This is a genomic window from Legionella lansingensis (assembly GCF_900187355.1).
Lineage (GTDB): Bacteria > Pseudomonadota > Gammaproteobacteria > Legionellales > Legionellaceae > Tatlockia > Tatlockia lansingensis.
In genome coordinates this window covers 409,746-426,132 of sequence record NZ_LT906451.1, presented here as the reverse complement: position 1 = coordinate 426,132, position 16,387 = coordinate 409,746, and the positions used below count along the sequence as shown (strand labels likewise).

Sequence of the window (16,387 nt, the reverse complement as noted above, 5' to 3'; positions counted from 1 at the left end):
TTAAAAAATTTAAATGGAATTCTTGTGAAATTATAAATAAGCTACGTGATTTGCATTAAAAAGGGATTTGTCGGAATGAAAGAAATAGTTAGTTTATTAGAACAAGATCACATCGATTTTGCTATTCATAAACGTCCTGAAGTCATAATGGTTTTAAAAAGAAAATTTCGTACTCAAAAAGATTGGATTATTGCTTCTTTCAACCAATATCAATTTACTGCAGACGAATCGCAAAAAGTCCAACAGGCCATTCTAAATGGGGATCTTCGAATAACAGATCTTTTAAAACGCCCGTTCTCCCACTATTTTTGGAGTTTCCTTACCTTTAAGTGGGGAGAGATACTTTCGGGTGGAAAAAGATTATCTAAGCAAGAGATCTTACAAATTGCTACCTACTCTAGCAATGGCCAAGAATTTGCAAGAACCCCCATGCAAAATAGAAATAGGCTGATAAAAGGGGTGCCATTAGTCACTGGCAAAGTCGTTACTTCCATGGCGCTTTGTATGGTATTTTGCCTGGGATTATTAAGTACTTTAGGAGTTCCCTTTGGCGTTAGCCTCGGCTTAGCGGTAGTCCTTTCCTTCTGTAATGGAGTAGTTTGTTTATTAAGTCGTGGGCAAGCCATGCTGGATAGTGCTGGCTTTCATCCTAAAAAACAAAAAACGTTTACGACCCTTGAAGAAAATATAAAAGAAAAAACGGTATTCGATAGAGGTCAGAAATTATTTTTTGGTATCGTGACATTGTTGGCATGTATTTCTGCGGGCATTTCTGGATACGCTGGTCTCGTAGGACTTCTCACTTTTTTGGGGGCAGGTCTGCTCGCCTCTAACCCTCTAGTTTTGGCAGTTACGATTGGGTTATCTGTGATTGCAGCTATCTCTTTTTATTCGTTTCAAGCTGTAGGTATACGTGAAAATTATGCAAAATTTAAAAATCTTTTTATTGAAGATTATAAAAAGCCCTATGGTCTTTTGCGATGTGTCTTATTAGGAGTCGTAAGTACTCTCTTTTTAGCTGTTTATGCGACGCTCACTTGGTTTACTACTGTATCAGGGGTTAATAAGCTTTTTAATGCTTTAGGTGCGACTCCTGATACCCTTTTAGCACATGTTATTGCTATGATATGTACTTCGACAACCATGGTTGTTAATACTTTTTCACAAGTATATAAAGTCTTTAACCCGAAAACCTATGTCGATTTAAAAGAAAAATTTGCATCAATACATCAACCACTGGAAGAAAACCAAACAAAAGCACAAAAGATAAAGCATGGAGCCATCAATATGCTCAAATTATTTGCTTTGATAGGTGATTCTCTTGCTTATTCTGTTGCCGGTGGAATCCGAAGCGGAATTCATGTTGGTGAAACACTGGGAGAAACAATAGGGGCAAAACTTACATTGACCATTACCATGGCAATATTGTCTCCAGTCATTTTAGTATTTGTATCGATAGCTTTTACTTGGCCTACCGTTTTTCATAGAAAAAAATCGACTCAATATCCTTCACAGATGGAGAGGTCATTGATAGCAAACATGAGTCCGAGTCATACTCCAGATGCACTTCAAAATAATTCTCTATTACCAACATCAGACGATAGCTCTAAAATTAGGCGAGCTGGGCCAAGATTTTTTGATGCGACGTTGAGTGAGGAGTGTATTCTTGAGTCCAATTATAGCCCTACTTTAGAAAGCGGAACAGTTTTGAAATCCTAGTTACAAATAATGTATTGGAGGCGGGCTACGCTTGTTAAGAAATTAAGCCATGAACACCCGTGAGGAAATCAAAAAGCAACAACAGGTGCAATCCTGGAGCTAAGGTTTTAATTATTTAAAGAAGATTATTTTTTTAGATACTTATAGCCAGCGTAGCCTTTTACTAGCTGAAACTATCCTGTATAGAGATTTGCTTTATAATAAATATATCTATTGATCATTTTCAATACATTATGCCTAAACTATCTATTGATGCATTACAAAAAATAACAGAGTCTACTCATGTTCCAGCCGTAGGTTATGCTTATGTTGAACCCAAAGAAGAAAGCAAGCATGAATTTACAAGCACTTCACTCACTGTTGGCAAAAAAAAATCCACCGATGAAAAAACTACCGTAGATGCTGATACTCGATTTCCAGCAGCCTCGTTGAGCAAAATTGTATTTACTTATTTGGTGTTACAATGGGTCAAGGAAAATCAAATTAATTTGGATGAACCATTACATGACATCATTAAGAAAAAACAAACTGGATTGGGTAAATCATTAGATCATGTTCTTAAATATGACAGATTTGTGGCAAAGGGTGAATATCCTGAACAAGCTAAACAAATAACGATTAGGCATATATTGTCCCATACCACAGGCTTGCCAAATGTGGGAACTGATCCAAGTTCAACACTAGCGTTTATTTCAAAACCGGGTGAGAAATATTCCTATTCAGGTGAGGGGTTTATTTACTTACAAAAAGTCATTGAGGCTACAACGGGGAAAAATTTAGAAGATTTGGCTCAACAGTATGTATTTACTCCCCTAAAAATGGACCATTCTACATTTTTGCCTCAACCAGAGGGCGACCCCAATATTGTAGCGGTTCATACTCACCTGGGAAAACCGACCTCAATCAATGAGAGCATCCCTCACCTTAGGTATGAACTCGAATTGAGGTCATCATTGTCGGATCTTAGTCAAGCTGAAAGAGGTAAAATTTATTTATCTGAAAATCCTCGTGAGTACTATGTAAAAGGAATGAATGGACCAGCCCCCATTCCTCTTGAGATTGATTTAACAAACTTAACAACAAAACTTAATAATCTTTCATTCAAAAGCGATATCTTGGCAATGACATCAAAAGCAGGTCATACCCCTCATCTTAATGCTGCTGGATCACTGCTTACAACGGCCGATGATTTTTCGAAATTCATGACTGCCTGGTTAGAGAATATGGAGCCGCTCATCGGGTGTGACCTCCATTTGATGTCCGAATTACCTCAGAGTTCTACACAATATAAAAACAGCTATATTTTTATCAAAAAGAACGATACTCAGGAACTGTATTATATTAAGCCTGACGGGGAATATGAAAAGATAAAAATTATTAATTTCAATTTATTTGAAAAAAAAATAAACGACATTAAAAATAAGGATGAGACTAAATTACATCTCAGTGAGGAGCAAATTAAAGAAATTATAACATCAAACGGAGGTCACATCCGTCTTCAGGTGCTTATCCAACAAGCATTTAAGCCAACCATCGCGGAGGCTGAGGAATTCAAGACATGTGGTTTAGGTTGGCATCTATATAGAACTAAAGATACAGATGAGTTAATCGCATATCAATATGGTGAAAACACCAATATGCGATCTTTTGTTGCGATCAACGTCAACAATAAAAAAGGGGTTGCCATTTTTACAAATTCGGAACATGGGATGTCTATTGGAAACCAACTGTTGATAGGCCCTATTGGTAACATGCAAGCAGTACTTAAAGACCTGAAGTATAGTCAAAGTGATGAGCCTGGATGGAAAGAAATGCTTGAGGGTGAGATCGCCGAAGAACAGGCAACAGATAACGATGGGTTTGAAAAGGCTCGAGGTTTTTTTAAAAAAGCCCTTGAGTTAGCACCTGAAGGAGAATCCAAACAACGTTTAGAGCAGCGTTTAGCATGGTTTAATGAGGCACATCCAACCTCTCAAGAAAAACAAGCATTTACCGATCCATTGTTGGAAACGTTTGTGGGAAAGTATACGAACCCCCACGAGGAGAGAGAGATATTTCTCAGAGATGGAAGCTTAATCCACAAGCAATTGGGTCATGAAATCAAACTTGTGCGAATTTCAAAGACCGACTTTGTACCTGAAAAGAATCAATCTTTCCGAATAAGCGTTAAGGAAGGTCAAATGAGCGTTCTTTCTATCGAGGGTTGGAAGAAATCCCTAGATAAACAGCCAAAACTTGAGGAAGAGGTCACTGAATCAATTGATAGTACACAAAAAATGTTCCAGATAATGCCACCTAGACCAAAATCGGAACTAAAAACGATTGAATCGCAGAAACAAGAAACCAGTTCAAATAAACTCGTTCAAGAAGTTGAGGAAAGAAAGGAAGACAAAGTACAAGAGGAACAAAAATTTAATCTTACCCCATTTTCTACTTCTGATGATCCTTATAAAGCCTAAGTCATTTTTAACGCGCATAAAGCGCGGTATGTTGTTTGAGGATAGATGAGCTTAACTTAACGCCATTGGCCCTGCCCCCTTTTGAAGACATTCGCCCCAAAATATAATCAAACACTAAAATATAATTTAATGTTCGCCTTATTATTAATCATGGATTGTTCCAATTTGTCTGGGTAGACTCCAGTGAGAAAGCAAGTGTAGGCTGGGCTTTAAAGCCCAGCCTACTGCTTTTATGGCACTTATGATTCGATAGAGTATCTCGAACATTTTTTTAAACTTGTGCAATAATTAAATGGGATTTTAATATAAAAACTATATCCAGCCTGAGATATGGAGAGCATATGACAAAAAATGGAGATAAGTCTGGAAAGTTTAACATTTCTTTTACTCAACTTAAGGAATGCGATTCAAAGCTGGATATCAACAGGGAACCGTCTGTTATTAGATACAGTCAGATTTCCCCAATAATAAAGCATGATAAATACGGCAAGAAAAATCTCTATTTTAATCCTTATCATCCCTTTCAGAATTTGACAGATAAACAGAAGGAAAGTGCATCAAAAAAAATTGCCGCAACTCTTCATGACAAGATTCCTATTATCAAACAGATAAATTCTGGTCTGTTACCTGACCCGTCTTCAAAAAATAGGGTTAAAGAAAAAATACAGTTACTAGCCAAAAATAAAATTTTAACCCCGAAACAAAAAATAAATTTTGACGAAAATGAAGTACACAAAATCTACCAACAATTTATAAACGATATCGAGAAGAATCAAAATAAATTGTTTATTAATAACATCCATCCTGTCATTCAAATTTCTGAAAAAGATTTACTTGATACTGATAAATTGTCTAAAGCAATATCGTCGAGTACATTGTTCCAGCCTTATTTTACCTATTCATCAAAATATTCAGTCGGATTATTTGTTACCTATGAACAGGAATGGCATCACCTTGGATATTCACGCGGGGAATTAATAAAAACATTGGAACTTGCTCCCGGAGAAACCGTAACGTTGGAATATCACTACTGGGATAAATCAATTATTAAAAATGAAAATGAATTATCCACCGAACTTGAACTGAAATCGAGTTCGACTTTAACCCAGCGTGATACAAAGCAAATTTTGGATGAGCTCACATCCAATAATCAACTGCATCTAAACGCTCATGAGGGAGGAGGTATCAAAATTCCTGATACCCCTATCAGCCTGGAGGCAAGTGCTGATGGTGGTATTTCGTCTCAACTCCAACCACACATTTCAAATACGATAAGTAATACAACCGAAAGTGTCGTTAGCACTACCAATGATTTTAAGCAAAACAGAAAAATAAGAATAGAAGAAACCAGAGACTCTGGGATCGAAAACAAACAAACCCGTGTCGTTTCAAATACAAATAGATGCCATACAGTACAATATAATTATTTTGAAATCATTTCTAATTATCAAATTGTCACGCGATTATCGACAATCCGCCCCTGTATTTTACTTCCTTATTCTGTAATCTATGATAAAAAACCATTAACACCAAAACGCATTAATTATAATTTCATTTTATGTCATGAACATGTTCTTAAAAGTGCATTGTTAGATAAACTATTTCTTCCTGGATTTGAGGCAGCAAAAAAAATTGCTTCATTCAATAAAGTTAAAAAACTGATTGAAGGTGAATTTGCGCAAACTGGAACATCTGATTCAGCTTCAACTTCAACGACTCAAAATTTAGAAAGTGAGTTTGCAGAGTATAGAAAACAGATTATCGATGATTTTAATAAAATATTAGACTCACAAAAACCCTTTGTTGATTTTGCAAATGATTTGGATTTATCAAAAGTCGATGACACGGTTATCAAAGTTACCAATTTTATTATTGAACTTCTGAATCATCCCAGTCAAGCCAGACACGTTTTATATCTGATTTCATTATCTCTCAAGAATGATGCCTTTAACGCTTTAAAAGCGTTAAAAAAGTCTAAGGATGACAATAAACCCGCTGAAAGAGCAATGATCGATTTCTTTGCAAAGGTTGACGAGGATGACTATCAATTTCTCGACCCGGTTTCAGGAGAGATTTCTAAATTCTTCCAGTCATTTGGGGTTCCGAATGATGCAGCAGATTTATTAGCGGGTATTGTTGAATTCTTTTTAAGCACAGAAGCAGCAGCTATAGCAGGAGCTATCATTGGAACATTGATTGAGCCTGGGATAGGAACCGTAATTGGAGCAGGTATCGGAGCAGCCGTAGGTGCCGCACTTCAAGTCGGTGGAGGTACATTACTTGCCTCTCTCCGAGACGACGCCGGATTGCATACTGACGTCGAAGCGGCTCAGTCATTTTTTAAAAACACTAAATTATCACCCACCGGTGCAGTTAATGAAAATTTATCAAGCACTTCGCCAGACTCCTCCCCTGCTGCCTATGTTAAAACAATAGCCGATTTTGTCTCTGTTACTGACATTGCAGATGCTAACGTGGAACTGGAAAGATTAATTTGCCACATAAAATGCAACTTTGAACATTATAAACAGGCACTGTGGTCAAGCAAGGATGCCGATTACAGAACATACGAATTAATTAAAAATGGCTTCTATGATTATGTCATCAATGAAGTACTTGGCTTTGCAAGCGGATATGTTGCATATCCTCTGCGAAATATGGATTTTGTTGATGAACTTATAGATGTTAATATTTTGAAAAAAAATCTAAAGAAAATTAAAGAGGAATCAAAAGAACAATCAGCCGTTATTATGATACCAACGTCTTCGACCATTATTACCGGTCAATTGGGCGAGTGCGATTTGTGCGAGGACTATATCGATCGCAGCAGGGATGCCGATATCAGACAACAAAATGCTAAAGCAGCTTTGGATGAAGCAGAAATCGAATACAAGAAAGCTAAAACAAAAGTTATTGAGCAGGAAGCCTTACGAATTGCAGCGCGCCTGAACGCCACCCCTCCTGATTTAACCGATCCTATAGAGCATAACCATGCTAAGTTCGATATTACTATTACACATCCTGATGATAATCCGGGGGAATAGGTCAAATGGCAGATATAAAAAAACCAAACACTGAAACAGGTGTTTCTCCAGGAGAAGCAGGGACTACAAAGGATAAGGGCGTAAATGTAGTAAAAGGTAAACCCATACCATCAGGACATGATTCTTTGGGTGGCGCTTCATCTGAAGAATTAAATAGAAAATTTTACAGATGGCAAAATGGAACGTTAAAACAGGTAACACAAAGACCCCCGGTAAAAGGAGTAACTTACTTTGAAGTACTCGACAGGGGCGGCGAAAAAATATTAGCTTTGTCTGAGGGCGCTGACCTATCGGCAGGAGAGGTCGAAAGAGTAAAACAAGCCTTGCTTAAAGATTTTAAAATTAAAATCAGTAACAGCCGATTCAGTTACAAAGGGGTTGCAAGAGGATTTTCGACTTTAGGAGTATCGGGAAGTTTAATGATTTTAAGTGGAATACTCGAGGCTATACAATTATTAGAAATACCTGAGCAGATAGATGCAATAAAAGAAACTCAAATAGACCCAATTATTGTTGATTTAGCTTTGGGAAAAAGTAAGTTCAGCGCTTTATTAAACAATAAAAGAAGCAGTTTGCAAAAAATTTCATGGGAAGAAGGTAGCGAACTACACTCCACCAATCTTTTAATAGATACTGAAACTGGGAATATTGCGGCTGTAGTGCTCGAAGCGACAGATGACCTTGAAGTTGGCCAGATTGTTGGTATTGGTAGAGCAAGATTCGTAGCAGAAAATGTTTTGATGAAGTCCAATATGTATAAAGACAATCGCACGAATGATGTTTATTTTCAATCTGAAAGGGGAAATTGGTTAGTCATTGGACCATCCACAGGTTCATGGGAATTGTTTCCGTTTCAATAACTTAATATTTTCATAATAATTAAATTGTACAATGTTTGACTCAAATGCAAACAAATAGGTTATTTTATGAAATGGTATACTGATATTTTACACAAAATGGTGGATGATTATTTTTCAAAACACTCTCAACAATCTCAAGATTCATCACTTGTTAAAGCTAATATTGATCAAACAATACAGGCCCTTGAAAAACTTTTTGCATCGGATGGTGAAATACCTATAGAAACACTCATAGGTCTGGTACATAATACCTTCAATTTATTAAACACCACGGACAAATTAACCTCTGGAGATATAAGCCAAAAAGTATTGGGTTATGCCATAATATTTGCCAAGACTGCTTGTGATCAAGCTATCTGGACAATTGATTTTACCGCCTACCACCCCATAAAAAATGTTAAGACTTTAAACAAATATGAGCAAGAAGCATTACAGCAACTAGACTTTAATACCAATATTAATTTATCGGTGATTCAAACATTTGAAAGTATTTTGAATAAATACGCTACTCATCAAGATAAATTACAATTAGTTGAAACCATTGCAACCTATAACAATAAAGGACTCTTGGGTGATTTATATAAAAATTTAAGAGATCAAACTCGTCATCCATTAGTATCTCGTTTCTTAAATCAAGAAAATCTAATTGATGACCATATAAAAAATGGTACCGGTGAAGCGAAAGGATTGACCATAGGCCGCCTATTAGGCTAATTCTCCTCCTTTTTACCGCTTGGGAAGCAAGGTAGGTTGGGGGTCTTTAGCAAGCATAATGAGATGGATCCATTTCATTACGCTTGCTACTTTATGACTTGTTAGGTCAGCATAGTTCCAAAAAACTTATCTCTGGACGTAACATGCAATGTTGAATCGTCATCGCCTTTTTTGACAAATTGAAGGTCGTAATTTGAAACAAATTTAGCAATAGCCACTTTAAATAAAGCTTCTGTCACTGCAAATGCTGGGCAATTACGCAGCCCTACAGAAAAAGGCACAAACGGAAATTGGCCTACAATATGACGATTATTTTTAGCACTTGTACCTTCCTCTTCAGCAACGTGCTTTTGCTCAGGTTGCAAAAAGCGTGTAGGGTCAAACTCCTCAGGATTAGTCCAGTATTGTTCGCCTCTGGATAAAGCCTGCAAATCAAATATAACCATGGTATTGGGTGGTATGGTCATTGAATCAGATGAATATCCACTTTGGGTATACCTGGGCACCACAACGGGTGCATCAAACCGTACGGATTCCTTATAAAAAGCATCTAATATGGGTAACGATTTAAGAGCTCTAACATCTAATCCTTCTTCTATCACCAAATTCGATCTATCAATTTCATCGCGAAGTATCTCAAGTTTACTGGGATCTGATGCAATTTGTAGCAGACATAGTACAATGGCATCAGTTAAGTTGTCTGCAGCCTTTAGTATCATCGGAAGTGATTGAACGATGGGATTTTCAAAATATCTTCTAATCTCTTCAGTAGATAACGATTTTATGGCAGACGACAGTTCCCCATCTGAAAGGTCTGGGTTTTCGTCTCTAAATAAACCAACTACAGAGGCAGCAATTAAATTTGTGTTTCCCGGATGCTCGTCTGTATGAAGTACTTCAACAAGTTTTTCAAATTCTTGCTCCAAAATGCCTCTCGAAAAAGTTCTATAAGCATCTCGTTTTTGTCTTAAACTCGGCATAAAATTAAGCAATTCAGGGAAAGGGAACGCGCCCCAGCGCTTTACATCATTCCTATAAGACTCCATCACATTATAAGTATTGTCTGGTAATTGCTTGATGCTCAGCATATTTTCCACCATAACAGCGCGAACGATACCACAGACGGCATGACGGATTTGGATATCTGTATCAGAATCTACACTTTTTTCTATTTCTGTAATAGTGGGATTAACTAGTCTGGATGGGGTAAGAAAACGAGACAAATTTTTTCGCGATGACATAGCATTATGTCCCGTATCTGAAATAATAAAAAATTCGTTGCCAGAAAAAAATTTAAAAGAGGCATGTCCTCTTCGACCCGATTTTTCTTTGTCAAATTGATTTAGTAATTCAACAAGTTGAGATTGAGACTTTGGCGTGATAACTGCATAGTTTCCACCCAAATATCCCAAGCTAACAACGCTATAACCCGCCTCACTGCTTCGTGCATTAGACGTTAATGTTTGGATCATCGATTTAGGATCATGAAAAAATTCTCTAGTATAGCCAAATCCAAATCGTTCCATTTGTCCTAGAAAACCTACTGCAGCCTGATAAGTTTGACTTGAGTAATACTGAATACTTAGCATTATTGAACTTTTGAATAAATCGCCAAACATAAACAACCTCAAACGCGCATTAATCAATTTGGCACATTTTAAGTCACGAGGTATTTAGTGTAAACATTTGTGTCGGCTTTTAGCTATTGTTTGATAATCATTAAAAGCAAGGAATCAAGGTAGGTTGAGTCTTTAGACCCAACAAAAATCTAAATTCACCATAGCTTGTTGGGTCAAAATGACCTGAGGTATCGTCACTTTTTGTGATAAAATTTATTTAAATAACATTTAGTTATTAAAAAAACTGAATGACAGACATGAACATCCCTGATCTAATTGAATTTTCGACGATACAACTAGAGGTATTATCATGTCTGTCAGCAGTATTCTATACACTTTACTTCAACATTCAATTCATTTAAGTCGCATTAGCTCTCTTTCACCCTTAATTGAATCTATTATTTGCACTAAAAAGACAAAGCTTACTCTCGTAGGAAGAGATTTAAGTGGCAAATTAGGTACCCAAGAGCGTTCATGTATACGCCGCGTGGATCGTTGTCTTGCAAATACTTATTACCAAAATAACTCAATAGAGATATATATTCTTCGCTTTCTCACTGGCTTTTAGAGCCTACCCTCATCCCATTATTGTTGTCGATTGGTCTTCTGTTCCAAACTCCAGCTAGAGCTTTGAGCAAGGAGAATTTTGCATTTTAAGAGCATCTCTTGCTTCTATCGGTCGTGGTATTGTTCTATATGAAGAAATCCATGAGAAACAGTATGAAAATAATCCGAATGTTCATCAGAAATTTTTAGAGCAGTTAAAGAAGGTAATACCTTCCAAATGTAAGCCGGTCATAGTTACTGATGCTGGATTTAAAAACCCTTGGTTTAAAGCTGTGGCTTCTTTAGGTTGGGACTATGTTGGACGTATTCGAGGTCTTACAAGCATACATGATGGAGCAGATTATTTACCAGTTAAGCAATGGTTTGGTCATATAAAGAATAAAGCAGCTTATTTAGGTGAGCTTCTTGTGGCCAAAACAAACCCCATAAAAGCGCACTGTTATAGCTATAAACATATACTTAAAGGACGAAAGAAATACGGAAGGATAAAACGCGACCAAGTGGCAATAAAAGCCTCTAAGGGATATCGAGAGCCTTGGATATCCTATCCTTGAAATAAGCTCTCGAAAGATAGGGAGCAATTTATGAACTGTATAAAAAAAGGTGACGATCACTCAGGTCTTTTAGACCCAACAAAAATCTAAACTCACCACAGATTGTTGGGTCAAAATGACCCCAACCTTGTGTCTTAAAACTATGATTTAATAGAGTCTTATTACTGTCGTACAGTAATAATAAAGAGAAGCGACGGTTCGTCCCAACCTTGGGCTAATAAACCCGCAGCGTAGCATGAACGTCGCTTCACTCCCTTAACCACTCGAACAGTTGCTTGGGACCCACGGGATCCCGTACCTACAAGGCTGAGTTTAAAGAACTTCTATTATTATGTTTCAAGAAGAAAAAATCTATATAGGCATAGACGTTTCTAAAGCAGTTCTCGATATATTTATACTGCCAACAAGAAAATATATGCAATTTAAAAACACCGAAACCGATATTCAAAAGCTAATAAAAAAAATTGCATTGTTTTCTAATGTGCTAGTCGTACTCGAATCCACTGGGGGTTATGAGAAACCACTTACGTATGCACTGAGTGAGACTAAGGCTGACGTATGTGTTATGAATCCTCGCCAAATCAGGGGAGGCAGGGCAGCCGTAAGAAAAGCACTCTATATGCCTACCCTAGTGGCAATAAAATACAATTTGCAAATTAGAACTTTCTATCAGCGCTTATGTAATGCCGGTAAATCTAAAATGACTGCTCTCATCGCTTGCATGCGTAAGTTATTAATTACTATGAATGCATTGATTAAAAAAAATCAATATTGGAGCGAGGGAACTTAAGTAGGCAAATAAATAGCTCTGCCTTAAATATAAGAAAACTATTTAAGACAGTTGCTACTTGCTATATTTCACTACGCTTGCTTATAAATACCCCGAAAATGTTAGTATAATATCTTTATGAGTAAAAAGAACATAAAACTTTGTAGAGTTTATGAAACGCCGCCTCCCAAGGAAGGCTTATGGCTTTTAGTCGACAGATTATGGCCACGAGGGCTGAAGAAAGATGCTCTTCCATTTGACGCCTGGGTAAAAGACATGACACCCAGCCCATCGTTGAGAAAATGGTTTAATCACGAACCAGATAAATGGTTAGCGTTTGCCAATCGATATCTTGATGAACTCAAAGACAAACCTGAGTTAATTACAGACATTTTGAAGAAAGCGAAAAACTCGGAAATTGTGTTATTTTATGCCGCAAAAGATAAACAATACAACCATGCTCAGGTTTTGAAGGCCGTTCTTGAGTCCTGGCCAAAATGGCCTGAGTTCAATGAATAGCTTTACTTCATTTCAATTTACAAAAAATTATAACCCAAGCATCTCAATGGCAAGGATGAATATAATAAATGCGCCAATTAAATTAAAAATTGGAGACAACTTTTTAGGTGCTCTTCTTGCGATGGCCATACCTACTATCGTTGAAATAAATGCCCAGCCACCGATAGAAAGAATATACGGAAATAAAGGCTTTTCTGATACGCCTATACTGACGCCGACAGCAAGCGCATCCAAACTTGTTGCCAAAGAAACAATTAAAATTTTTACAAGACCATGAAATTTAACAGCCTCAATATGACCCGTTTTATTCTTTAACGCTAAAATCCCTTCGTAGGCCATATGTAAAGCTACTGCTAATAACAATAAAAAGGCAACCCAATGATCAATTGAACTATAGCGAGAAAGAATTTTTTCTCCAGCCATCGCCCCTATAAACGTTGTTAAGGCTTCTGCACCGCCAGATGAAAAGGCAAATTTTAAGGAGTCACTGATTTTATGAGGTCTAAACCCCATTGCTATCGCAGCAGAAAATGAATCAGCACTCAAAACCAAGCCGATGATTATTGGTTCAATTAAATACATTGAGAATTAATTTATATAAAACTCACGATTATACATCTTAAACTATGAGAAAAATATGATAGCAACGAGGCTTGACTCCATCTATGCCTGAAACCTTATTTAAATTTCACTTGAAATTCAACCCTTGCAAGATGATCCCTAATGGTTTCTAAGGTGTTATAGTCGCTTCGATTCAAATAACCGATGATGACATCTGTTGTTTTATTCAGTTGTATCTTTATTCCTGCAAGAATCCTATTTTGACTAATCGTTTTTTAGAAACCCATTCTGGATGATTCAGATTAAAAAATATTTCATCAAAAACCAGAGGAGAAATGCCTTTCTTAATCATGTTATTAAACGTTATCACGGCTCGAGCACGATCTCTTACTGCAGTTCCTCGTCCAATTGTACTAAATCGTTCATCAAGCCGGTTGCGCACATGATGCTTAGTGATTTAGAATCAATCATTTTAAGTTCGCCTTGCTCCCAAATCGCTCGATGAATTCTTTTTGGTCTATGAATCGATTGGACAAAATCATAACCCAACCATAAACTAAATTTCTTATTGAACATATACCCCCACTGCGTGACGCATTAATAATTCGTCGATAGTATGGTCATTGTAAAATCGACCTTCGGTTTTAAAATAATAAAAAAAGTGTTTTTCTCTTGTTTTGAAGTGAACGTGATTGCGTCCCAATTACCTCGATATGTTTTATCCGCAAAAACCTCATTACTCATAGAAATAGAATTAAATAAACAAATTTTTATGTTCATCATTTTTTGCTCCAGCAATATAGCACTGATACAGCGAAGCACTCTGAGCAAGAGCCGCTTTGTTGGGACTAATGCCTATACTACACTTAACTGTTACAATACAAAATTTGATTTAAGCGTGTCTTACTTTTTAGTCAATTTAATCGTTTTAATGGAATGGTGATGTCTTTACTAGTCAATATCATAGGCGCTGGTCATCTTGGGAAAACCATAGGGTATTTACTTGCTAAAAGCAGGGGAATTAAAATCGGAGCCATTTGTAATCAATCTCTTGAAAGCTCTAAAGCAGCAATACAATTTATTGGCAGTGGTAACTATTGCACCTCAATTAATAAATTACCACCAGCAGATATTACTCTCATAACAACACCTGATGACATGATATCTCACGTATGCGAGGAACTAAGTAAGAATGCGTTTATTAAGAAAAATAGTGTCGTTTTGCATTGCAGTGGTTCTCTCACTTCAGATGCCCTAAGTACGATAAAAGATAAAGGATGTTATGTAGCAAGCATCCATCCAATGAAGAGCTTTGCCAATCCGGAATTATGTGTAGAACAATATAATGGTACATATTGCGCTGTAGAAGGAGATAAAATGGCAATATCTACTATCACTCCACTTTTTAATTCTATAGGCTCAATTACTTATGCAATTGATAAAACAAAAAAATCACTATACCATGCCGCAGGTGTGTTCGCTTCGAATTATCTGGTCACGCTTGCAGAACAAGCTCTTATATGTCTCAAAGATGCCGGTGTCGAGAACGAACTAGCCATGCATATCATTACGAATATCATGCGAGGAACAATTTCTAATCTTGAAAAAACCTTATCTCCTGCGCAATCTCTAACGGGTCCAATTCAAAGGGGTGATATTTCAACGCTTAAGAAACATATGGAATCATTTTCAGCCATTGAGCAGAAAAAATTATATTCTAGTCTTGGTAAAGCAACACTTCCTTTAACCTCCCATGGGAAAAATAAAAAAGAGAGGATTGAAACTGTCCTTCAAGCTTAAGTAGGAGTGGCCTCTCCAAGAGCTTTGACGACGCTTAACACATGTTCTTCGATAGTACCGCTATCAGAACTAAGCGAAAAACTAGCCACTTGCTCATATAAGGCATCACGCTCATGGCGAAGTTGTTCCAAAAACCCTTTATAGTTGTCTAGCGGTAAAAGTGGACGATTATACGAAATTCGCCCCATTTGCACAGGAATACTTACTTTTAAGTGGATGGTAAATTCTGATGATAGTAATTTCCGATTTCTCTCATCACAGACGATGCTATCATCCGTTGCCACAACAATATTTTTTTGAGTGATCTGATATGACAAAATGGCGGATAAACAACGGTGGAACTCTTCTCGTCCGTGATTCCCTAAAATTTCAGTCATCGTACGACCAATAGATGGCTCTAACGCAAAATCGGCATTAACATATTTCCAACTCAGTTTTTTAGCCAGTGCCTCAGCGAGAACCGCTTTACCAGCACCCGAATGACCAATGATAAAAATGCGCTTAGGTTGACTCATGTTATATTTCTCCTGTTCTAATAACGCAGTTTTGTCTAGAGGTGGGTCATTATAGCAGTGATCCTTGGCAACAGCATATCACCATGTCACTTGAGTTAACGGTAGTTTACTCGTATCAAAACAAGCATAAATTAAATCATCTGCTGGCTTCCCCGTTTTACAATCCAAGCGGTGATGATGCAGCCTTGCCTCAAGTGCAAAACCACATTTCTCAGCGACACGAATGCTTTTAAAGTTATCTGCTTGCACGCAAATTTGCACGCGAATGGCGCTTAGTACTTCAAAAGCGTATCTTGTTAAGGCGACGGTTAATTCTGTTCCTAAACCAAACCCCGTGTATTGGGTGTCAAGCCAGTATCCGATTTCATAAAATGGTACCTGAGGATCACTTTTTTCATTGTAGCCGCTAGCACCAATAATCAATTTATCTTGTTTGTGTATAACAACCATGGGGAATAATGTTGGCTGTTTGGAGTTCCATTGTCTCATCGAACTTTTTACGAACGCTGTTGTTGTTTTCAAACTTGGATCACTTGCCCATGGCATCCAGCGTTGTAACTCCTTTAAAGAGCGATTAACGGCTTGATTAATAGGAATTTCATCGCCCAATTGTGGTGTTCTAATGAGCAACCGTTCGGTTTTCAGAACTGGTTTTACGGATGTCTCATGCATGAAGAAGGATCCTGC

At 37.2% G+C, this 16,387-nt stretch carries 14 protein-coding genes; 9 read left to right on the top strand and 5 right to left on the bottom strand.

Annotation, left to right across the window (positions count from 1 at the left end; genetic code table 11):
* The first annotated feature begins 75 nt into the window (after positions 1–75).
* From CKV79_RS02055 to CKV79_RS02035, 5 genes are all read left to right on the top strand, one after another.
* Positions 76–1,719, top strand: coding sequence for a hypothetical protein (locus CKV79_RS02055; RefSeq protein WP_028372106.1), 1,644 nt, complete (start codon positions 76–78; stop codon positions 1,717–1,719).
* A gap of 233 nt (positions 1,720–1,952) precedes the next feature.
* Positions 1,953–4,178, top strand: coding sequence for a serine hydrolase domain-containing protein (locus CKV79_RS13970; protein ID WP_028372105.1), 2,226 nt, complete (start codon positions 1,953–1,955; stop codon positions 4,176–4,178).
* A gap of 341 nt (positions 4,179–4,519) precedes the next feature.
* The gene (locus CKV79_RS02045; RefSeq protein WP_028372104.1) at positions 4,520–7,222 is read left to right on the top strand and encodes a hypothetical protein; all 2,703 of its coding nucleotides are present in this window, start codon (positions 4,520–4,522) and stop codon (positions 7,220–7,222) included.
* Between the two features lie 5 nt (positions 7,223–7,227).
* On the top strand, positions 7,228–8,082 hold the full coding sequence (locus CKV79_RS02040; protein ID WP_028372103.1) for a hypothetical protein: 855 nt from the start codon (positions 7,228–7,230) through the stop codon (positions 8,080–8,082).
* A gap of 66 nt (positions 8,083–8,148) precedes the next feature.
* Positions 8,149–8,796 (top strand): hypothetical protein, encoded by a 648-nt coding sequence (locus CKV79_RS02035; RefSeq protein WP_028372102.1) that lies wholly within the window; start codon positions 8,149–8,151, stop codon positions 8,794–8,796.
* A 101-nt stretch (positions 8,797–8,897) separates the two neighbouring features.
* Here CKV79_RS02035 and CKV79_RS02030 read toward each other — a convergent pair whose 3' ends face one another.
* Positions 8,898–10,415 (bottom strand): cytochrome P450, encoded by a 1,518-nt coding sequence (locus tag CKV79_RS02030; RefSeq protein ID WP_028372101.1) that lies wholly within the window; start codon positions 10,413–10,415, stop codon positions 8,898–8,900.
* A gap of 650 nt (positions 10,416–11,065) precedes the next feature.
* Between CKV79_RS02030 and CKV79_RS13715 the strand changes: the two genes are divergently transcribed.
* From CKV79_RS13715 to CKV79_RS02010, 3 genes are all read left to right on the top strand, one after another.
* A complete protein-coding gene (locus tag CKV79_RS13715) occupies positions 11,066–11,536 on the top strand; it encodes a transposase (protein WP_131796039.1) in 471 nt (156 codons plus the stop codon).
* 331 nt (positions 11,537–11,867) lie between these two features.
* Entirely contained in the window at positions 11,868–12,326 is a 459-nt protein-coding gene (locus CKV79_RS02015; RefSeq protein WP_058387158.1) for an IS110 family transposase, read from the top strand.
* 117 nt (positions 12,327–12,443) lie between these two features.
* Positions 12,444–12,824: a DUF488 domain-containing protein gene (locus CKV79_RS02010; protein WP_028374206.1), complete on the top strand. Its 381-nt coding sequence runs from the start codon at positions 12,444–12,446 to the stop codon at positions 12,822–12,824.
* Between the two features lie 27 nt (positions 12,825–12,851).
* On the opposite strand, the gene CKV79_RS02005 is transcribed toward CKV79_RS02010, so the two are convergent.
* On the bottom strand, positions 12,852–13,406 hold the full coding sequence (locus tag CKV79_RS02005; protein WP_028374207.1) for a manganese efflux pump MntP: 555 nt from the start codon (positions 13,404–13,406) through the stop codon (positions 12,852–12,854).
* 217 nt (positions 13,407–13,623) lie between these two features.
* The gene (locus CKV79_RS13710; RefSeq protein WP_157737122.1) at positions 13,624–13,827 is read right to left on the bottom strand and encodes a DUF2490 domain-containing protein; all 204 of its coding nucleotides are present in this window, start codon (positions 13,825–13,827) and stop codon (positions 13,624–13,626) included.
* Between the two features lie 500 nt (positions 13,828–14,327).
* Here CKV79_RS13710 and CKV79_RS01990 point away from each other — a divergent pair, with 500 nt between their 5' ends.
* Positions 14,328–15,185 (top strand): Rossmann-like and DUF2520 domain-containing protein, encoded by an 858-nt coding sequence (locus CKV79_RS01990; RefSeq protein ID WP_035916243.1) that lies wholly within the window; start codon positions 14,328–14,330, stop codon positions 15,183–15,185.
* Here the strand turns inward: CKV79_RS01990 and CKV79_RS01985 are convergent.
* Entirely contained in the window at positions 15,182–15,700 is a 519-nt protein-coding gene (locus CKV79_RS01985) for a shikimate kinase (RefSeq protein ID WP_051546274.1), read from the bottom strand. The genes CKV79_RS01990 and CKV79_RS01985 overlap by 4 nt on opposite strands.
* 78 nt (positions 15,701–15,778) lie before the next feature.
* On the bottom strand, positions 15,779–16,372 hold the full coding sequence (locus tag CKV79_RS01980; protein WP_051546277.1) for a GNAT family N-acetyltransferase: 594 nt from the start codon (positions 16,370–16,372) through the stop codon (positions 15,779–15,781).
* Positions 16,373–16,387 lie beyond the last annotated feature (15 nt).